The 5,724-nt window shown below is 36.4% G+C and carries 6 protein-coding genes and 1 pseudogene; 3 read left to right on the plus strand and 4 right to left on the minus strand.

Going from position 1 to position 5,724, the window contains the following annotated elements:
* Positions 1-397: 397 nt before the first annotated feature.
* From COE25_RS28895 to COE25_RS28905, 3 genes and pseudogenes are all read left to right on the plus strand, one after another.
* Positions 398-700 (plus strand): helix-turn-helix domain-containing protein, encoded by a 303-nt coding sequence (locus tag COE25_RS28895; RefSeq protein WP_373605392.1) that lies wholly within the window; start codon positions 398-400, stop codon positions 698-700.
* 80 nt (positions 701-780) lie between these two features.
* Positions 781-1,026: a helix-turn-helix domain-containing protein gene (locus COE25_RS32475; RefSeq protein WP_373605393.1), complete on the plus strand. Its 246-nt coding sequence runs from the start codon at positions 781-783 to the stop codon at positions 1,024-1,026.
* A gap of 83 nt (positions 1,027-1,109) precedes the next feature.
* Positions 1,110-1,565: pseudogene (locus COE25_RS28905) on the plus strand (transposase); the annotation flags it as partial.
* Between the two features lie 416 nt (positions 1,566-1,981).
* Here the strand turns inward: COE25_RS28905 and COE25_RS28910 are convergent.
* From COE25_RS28910 to COE25_RS28925, 4 genes are all read right to left on the minus strand, one after another.
* On the minus strand, positions 1,982-2,878 hold the full coding sequence (locus COE25_RS28910) for an SH3 domain-containing protein (RefSeq protein WP_098935106.1): 897 nt from the start codon (positions 2,876-2,878) through the stop codon (positions 1,982-1,984).
* A 433-nt stretch (positions 2,879-3,311) separates the two neighbouring features.
* Positions 3,312-3,578 (minus strand): hypothetical protein, encoded by a 267-nt coding sequence (locus tag COE25_RS28915; protein ID WP_098935107.1) that lies wholly within the window; start codon positions 3,576-3,578, stop codon positions 3,312-3,314.
* Positions 3,568-4,284 carry a conserved phage C-terminal domain-containing protein gene (locus COE25_RS28920; protein ID WP_098935108.1) on the minus strand — a complete coding sequence of 239 codons (717 nt, stop codon included), beginning with the start codon at positions 4,282-4,284 and terminating at the stop codon, positions 3,568-3,570. Before COE25_RS28920 ends, COE25_RS28915 begins: the two co-directional genes overlap by 11 nt.
* 685 nt (positions 4,285-4,969) lie before the next feature.
* Positions 4,970-5,572 carry a hypothetical protein gene (locus COE25_RS28925; RefSeq protein WP_098935109.1) on the minus strand — a complete coding sequence of 201 codons (603 nt, stop codon included), beginning with the start codon at positions 5,570-5,572 and terminating at the stop codon, positions 4,970-4,972.
* Positions 5,573-5,724: the final 152 nt, after the last annotated feature.

Here is a 5,724-nt window from a genome sequence, read left to right on the forward strand (position 1 = left end):
AGAAGAAACACGATTTTTTTTATTGTTTGTTGACGTTTTTGTTTGTTTAGTTTTCAAAGAACAATCTATCATGTCAGAAGCGACAATGATTATTATATCGAATCTCCATTACTATGTCAATATAATAATATAACATTTTTGTTATCACCTTTAACTAATAAAACAGCCGTTAAAAGCAACTTCCTCATAATAACACCTTCGGTCTACATATACAACAGAAACTTTTTCTGAGATAACAATATCTTATCTTTTTAAATCCACAACCAACCCTAAAATATTAAGCTACGATTTTATTCAGCCACTTTCGGTGCGTGATAGTGGATTGCGCCCATTAGAGTGGACACGAATAATTCGGGGAATCTATGACCATAATGGTCATAAATAAGGAGTGATTTCGTTGTCTACTATTAGAAAAAGTAAATCTTATTCATTTGAACTTAAACTAAATGCTGTTAATAGAGTTCAAGCTGGTGAAAGTGTGAAAATTGTGGCTAAGCTGCTTGAGATTGTTGATCCAGACTATATTTATGTATGGATTAAGAAGTATGAAACTTATGGTGAAGTTGGATTAAAACGTAAAAAGAGAAACAGTTTAATTGATGATAAAGAGAAAATCAAAGAGTTAGAAATGGAAAATGAAATATTAAAAAAGTACCTTCAAATTCTAAAAAGGGGGGAAAAAAAGCTAAGTTCCAAGTAATAGATGAGCTTAAATCAAAATATCCTATCTCAAAAATTTGTAAAATACTTGTAGTTCCCCGGGCTGGATATTACAAATATATAAAAAACAAAGAAAAAAAGAAAAAGGAAACAAATAGAGATAAAGAGTTAAAAGAATATATTACGATAATTTACCATCAACACCACAAGAACTATGGTTATCGCAAAATAAATGCCGAATTAAGAGATAAGTATAACCTTCCGGTTAGTGAGAAATTAGTGCGAAGGTTAATGAATGAGTTGGGGTTAAAAAGTCAAGCGCGTAGAGATAAAAGAAAATCTATCAATGGACAAAGTATAAAGTAGCTTCGGCTGGCCATATCTATGAAAACCTATTAAAAAGGGATTTTTCCACTTCGAAAATAAGTGAAAAGTAGGTTACCGACGTCACAGAAATTCCGATTGGAAATACAAAACTTTATCTCTCAGCCTTAATGGATTTACATGATAATTATATTTTAGGATATCAATTATCTGGATCCCATGATGTCAATCTAGTAGAAGATACGCTTGTCTCTGCATTAGAAACTAGAAATAAAAAGAAGGGGATGATTATTCATTCTGACCAAGGAATGCCCTACCGGTCAAATAGATGGAAAGAGTTAATGGGGGAAGGGGAAAATAAAATCACTCCAAGTATGTCTAGAAAAGCAAATGCCCTCGATAATGCATGTATAGAAAGCTTTTTCTCCTTTCTAAAAACAGAACGCAAAGAACTAAAAACAGTTAGGGTTATAGACGAAGCTAAACAGATTATTCATGAGTATATAAACTATTATAACCATCACCGAATTCAAGGGGTCTTAGATTACAAAACACCTAAACAATATGCAGCAGCCAGTTAAGAGACAGACCACAGGGCTAGTCTTTCTCCTTCGCATCTTACAGACCAATTCTCAGAATTCTGGGGGGCTGTCAAGTGCTTTCCTTGACAGGCTCCCAGGGTTCTGAGACCATGCGAAAAGATGAGAAGAAGAAAGGAACCAGAGTGATTATTACTGATTCCTTTCTCTAAATCCGAATTTATATTGTCTACTTCTGGGACCGCAACGCACAGGCACTGGGATTTACATCTTTAGTTGAATTTAACGGCTAACTGCCTCCGATGTCATGCTAATATGCATCTTTCCTTATGTTGTGGGCTAATGCCACAATTCATAAATGTGTCCCTTTCTCTTCTTTGGCCGCCTGGGTAATCCCTATTTTGCAAAAAAACCAACAGAAAAATAAATCTGTTGGCTTTTTGTTTCTCCGTGGAAAATTAGTATTTGTTTAGCTCCTGAATCGGAGTTTGAATGATGACTGGATTCATTTTAGGATCCAACCATTTCAGGATGTTGACAACATTCGTTTGAGAAGTGGAAGTACATCCCAGCGTATAGCCACTTCCAATGTGGAAGAAAATCGCACTACCTTTATTCGGAGTTCGTTGTGTATTGTAGTTGATAACGAAACCGTAGGTATAAGCTGCGATGTTCATGTTTTCAGCACTCTTCCATTGACCTTGTGTTTTACTTCTTGATTGCCAAGTGTTGTAAAGTTTTGAAGTTGGATCATCTACCCAAACATCATCGCTTGTGATTTTTCTATAAGGCATTTTGGTTCCTGGATTTCCATAACGTCCAAATGTGGTTCCAATTGAATACTTCCCAATTGGAGACTTTTTACCGCCTTCATGCATATTTGCTGCAGTGGCAAATCCATATTTACCAATATGGCCTGTTGTGGTTAAAACAGGAACCCATTTCCCTTGGGAGTTTCTCTTAAAGGTACGAATTTCAGCATTTGAGGTATTGTAGCCATTAGAAGTCACAAGAATTAGCTGTTTGTTGCTTCCTACTGTCTTTAAACCTTCCGCCAAATTCTTAATCGGGGCTGCAGGTTTTTTTGTGGTTAGGTATTGATTGGATGCCCAACCTGTTTTACCAGCAACAGCTACTTTATCCCAAGAGCCTTTAGTTTGTGAAACAGTGACAGCTTGGTTTTGCTTAACGGTTATTACAATTTTGTAGGTCGTCCCTGGACCTGTTCTGACATTCAATGCAGTCGCTGTTACATATTTTGTTACGCTTGCCGCAGCTTGAACCGGTTTAACTACAAGAAAGCCTGTAAATAAAAGAAGCATGGCAACAAAGATGGCAAATCCCTTTTTAAACATCTACTTTACTTCCCCATTCTAGTCATAATGAATTTTCTATTTTTATTATATAACAATTATATCATCCTATTTCAATAGGAATTAAGTAGTAAGTGTAAAAGTGCTGCACCACAGAGAATGAAAATGGTTAGGAAGTGTCAATACTGCTACTGACCTATCCAGTCAACCCTAATCCATAGACTTATTAATTATCTCTCTCCTCTTTTTATTAACGATTGAGCAGTCACAGCAATATTCAGTTGCAACTTTATTCTGTTATTTTCTATCTCTATTAAAATCTATTAATCTTCGACAAATATCGGGTGGTGACAGGCACTAAGATTAGCAGGAAATCTTATTGTCCTGCTTATATTTTTAACCTTATTTACTTATGATACGGTTCGCCTTGATTAATTCACATATTACAATGGGTTTCCATAAAGTCGGATCGTCATCACCAATCTTCCCCGGCAGTCAAATCTAAAACAAATTGACCAGGGATAGCGCGTGCCCCTCCCGATGAATTCTGAACCAAATCGCTAATCTTTGGTGGATGCGGTGAATGGACTACAAACACCATTAGATTCCCGTGCAGTTTTTCATACGAATATTTACTTAACACCACATGCCAACAATCTAATTTTTCTTGAGTGATCTTAAACTGTTCGAAATAGACCTCGATTAATTTCATTAGTAAATAAATCTCTTTTTTAGTCGTCAAAGTTAAACTCATCCTCGGCCATTTTCTTCTTTCCTTCTTGCTGATTGAGATAGGCTTCAAACTTTGTCCCAAATAGCGTCTCCGGACGTAGAAACTTATTCCAATTAGGATCAGACTGCCAATCTACTGACTTCAAATCAATGACTCTTATAAAATCCTCGAGCGTAAACCCTTCTCCATATCTGGCATGAATCAATTCCTTTGTTTTATTCGAGCCTGATCTAAAGTTCTTTCCAGTCTTCTCATTTAAATATTGGATAATTTTATCAAATGGGATGATCTTTTTCACTGATGGACTGACATCTATTTCCTTCGTATTCTCCGCCACTTCCTCAGTTGCCAAATCCTCAATAGGACTAGTTGGACGTTCCATTGTGCTGTCTTCATGCTCTTGCAGTTTATCATAGTCAATGCTGTACCATTTCGTCTTGTCCATTTTCATCTCATTAAAATTAGCAGACAGAAGTAACCCCTTCATTTCTAATGAAAGAATCGTCCGCTTAATGGTACTGACCGACCAAAATGGAAGCTGCTTTTGCCACTCCTCATACGTGTTATACACCCAGGTTCTCCCCTCAATCTTATGCTTACTAATTCCGAGCCAATAATGAATTTGCTGCAGCACCACTGCCTCATTCAAACCAATCTTCACCGCCAAACTGGGGATAATCATGACTGGACTTTCCTTTATCAACAACCTACTCATCTGAACCTCTCCTTTAAGTCTTTATGTAAAGGGAACCTTGATTCGATCTTAAGATGATTTCAGCCCACCGATTGGCTTACGTTCCTTCTACCTCTTATATATAAACGAAAATGAAAAAAGGACAGGTTATTAAAAGAATATTTTTTGGGAGTTCGGAAGTGGAAGAATGACATATTATTTTTTCTCTGAAGTAATCTATGAAGTACTTTATGAAGTAATCTTTGGTATTGCTCGGGTCAACGGGAGTATCTCTTTGTGTCACCTTAAACCGATCTTAATGTCAGAATGATAGAGTATGCTTGTTCAATCTGAACTGATGCATAGTTCACAAAAAAACTGCCAAGAAGTTGGTTAAAATGGATAGATTATAGTTAACTTTAAGCCGAGTGGGGTCTGACCCTAATGTAATTCCATCCTAGCGTTACTAAGATAAGCACTAGGAATATCTGATCGATTACACCTAAGGAAAGTAAATGACTTAATATTGGGGATACCCATGGGATCCATTTTTAAACTCTATCATAATCTGATTTTCACTTTTAATAATAAAATTCCACAGGAACGTTTCTCATGGTCTTATTCAATCAATTTTTCCTTGTCCAAAAAAGCCACCAGAACCGTCCCCATGGCATTCTGGTTCCCATCCTTTTTTAGTTCCCGACTTTTTCATTCTGTTATCCCTTCACTATTCCTCTTTGCTTCCTCCGTAAATAAGATGACCATCTGCTCCATAAACTGTTATATCCGCTGGTTTAATCATTTCATCTTTAGAAGTAATATACCAAACCCACAACGCAGCCGTACCTGAACCTCCGCTCATACCAGCCAAGTCGTCCCGAACATAAAATTTATTTGGTTGTATATTGCCTTCACTATTTATAATGATGGTCCTTGCCTTGTCTCTGGCAAATCCGTATAGAATGGAGAAATCCTTTTGGACATTATTTTCAACTCTCCAGGTTATTGGTCCATTCTCCTCCTTTTCCTCTCTTAATTCTTGGAAATCCAATCCTGGAATCATTTTTACCACTTTGGTATGGTCTTTGCTGATAAGAACAGGAACGATTCCGAATTCAGTCTCGACAAAAGCCACATTTGAATCGGTATCAATTAAAATCACTTTTTTGCAATCCTCATTCTGTGCTTCTACTTTTGCACAGATTGCTTCTTCCAAGGATGTAGTAGGAATATAATTAGAACCAGGACTTGAACCAGGACGGGAAGCTGAAAAATAAAGTACCACAATTAATCCTAAGCAGAGTAAAGCTATTAAAATTTTTTTACTCATCTCCATCGCTCCCATAATTTTATATTATTCAGACGATTACAATTATAAACCACACTCTTTCTTTCTTAGGAATAAATATGGATTTTATATTAATACTCTCAAATTTTTGTTCAACTAACGAGTGCGTTAGTAGTGCGAAATGTTCCTGGTTT

Origin of the sequence: Bacillus sp. AFS031507 (genome assembly GCF_002584635.1) — a bacterium.
Taxonomy (GTDB): Bacteria; Bacillota; Bacilli; order Bacillales; family Cytobacillaceae; genus Neobacillus.